Below are 1,598 nucleotides of genomic sequence, written 5' to 3'. Positions count from 1 at the left end.
ATCGACGAATTAATTGCGACTTTAAAAGGAAATTCAACTGTTCGTGTGCAAAGTATTCTATCGCATTTGGCAACAAGCGATGACCCGAAACATTTTGATTTTGTGAGACAACAAATCGCATTGTTTGAAAAATTGTCTTCAAAATTAATGGCAGAATTAAATATCAATCCAATTCGACATACTTTGAATACTTCTGGAATCAGTAATTTTCCAGACGCGCAATACAGCATGGTGCGTTTGGGAATTGGTTTGTATGGAGTTTCAAATGATCCTGCAGAACAGAAATATCTGGAAAATGTTGGAACCTTAAAATCTATTATTTCTCAAATTAGAACTATTCCAGCTGGTGACAGCGTAGGTTACGGGCGTCGTTTTATGGCAGATGCAGCAACCAAAATTGCAACAATTCCGATTGGTTATGCAGATGGGATTGCGAGATTATGGGGTAATGAAGTTGGTTATGTAACAATCAAAAATCAGAAAGCCAAAATCGTCGGAAGTGTCTGCATGGATATGCTGATGGTTAATGTAAGCGATATAGAATGTAAAGAAGGAGATTCGGTAATTATTTTCGGCGAAAGCCCAACCGTTATAGAAATGGCTGTAGCCTTAAAAACAATTCCGTATGAGATAATGACAAGTATTTCGCAACGAGTAAAGAGGGTATTTTTTAGATAATGTTTTTTTAAACCATATAAGTTATATAAGTTCATTTTAATTGAGCATCATTTTTTTTGTTCCTTAAGGACATTTCAAACTGAGCTAGGCTTATATTTCTATTATAACTTATATGGTTTAAAAGAGAATGCGAATATGGTTTTTTAAAGAAAATTGCGTATTTTCGATATTCATTTATTATTCAACTAAACAGATCAAATATGGGATTTTTTTCAGAATTTAAGGAATTTGCAATGAAAGGCAACGTAGTCGATTTGGCTGTCGGTGTAATCATTGGAGCTGCTTTTGGTAAAATTGTAAGCTCGTTAATCGAAGATGTAATTACGCCGCTGTTATTGAAACCTGCTTTAGATGCTGCACATATGTCAACTATCGAACAATTAACTGCTTTTGGAGGAGTCAAATATGGTGTTTTTATTTCTGCAGTAATCAATTTTATTATTGTTGCTTTTGTTTTGTTCTTAATAATAAAAGGAATAAACCACGCTAAAAAGAAAGAAGTTCCTGCGCCGGCAGCTCCAGCAGCACCAACTCAAGAAGAGTTGCTTACACAAATTAGAGATTTATTAAAAAATAAATAAAAATACAATACCGCTACACTAAGTCTAACTTAACCGCCTTCTAAAGAGGCGGTTTTTTTACAAAATGTTTGTTTTGTAACATTTTGTTATTTTTTGTGAATAGCCTTGTGGAAACTTTTATTATACTTACTTTTGCGTAACAAAATAGATTAATTGATTATTTAAAAATATAAAAATGAGAATTGCAGTTGTAGGCGCTACTGGAATGGTAGGCGAAGTAATGCTTAAAGTATTAGCAGAAAGAAACTTTCCTGTTACAGAATTAATCCCTGTTGCATCAGAAAGATCAGTAGGAAAAGAAGTTGAATATAAAGGAACCAAATATAAAGTAGTAGGATT

Annotated in this window: 2 protein-coding genes and 1 pseudogene; all 3 read left to right on the top strand. The window is 33.3% G+C overall.

What is annotated here, in order from left to right; genetic code table 11:
- Positions 1-678 (top strand): alanine racemase (alr, locus tag B3J44_RS01135; protein ID WP_286965050.1); only part of this gene is annotated, 678 nt, incomplete at its 5' end.
- Between the two features lie 200 nt (positions 679-878).
- On the top strand, positions 879-1,259 hold the full coding sequence (mscL, locus tag B3J44_RS01130) for a large conductance mechanosensitive channel protein MscL (protein ID WP_198854807.1): 381 nt from the start codon (positions 879-881) through the stop codon (positions 1,257-1,259).
- 175 nt (positions 1,260-1,434) lie between these two features.
- A pseudogene (locus tag B3J44_RS01125) lies at positions 1,435-1,598 on the top strand (aspartate-semialdehyde dehydrogenase); the annotation flags it as partial.

Source organism: Flavobacterium sp. UBA4854, assembly GCF_002399805.1.
In the GTDB taxonomy this organism is placed as follows: Bacteria; Bacteroidota; Bacteroidia; order Flavobacteriales; family Flavobacteriaceae; genus Flavobacterium; species Flavobacterium ginsengisoli.
Note: the sequence above shows the minus strand (reverse complement) of the source record. Positions and strands in the feature narration are given on the sequence as shown.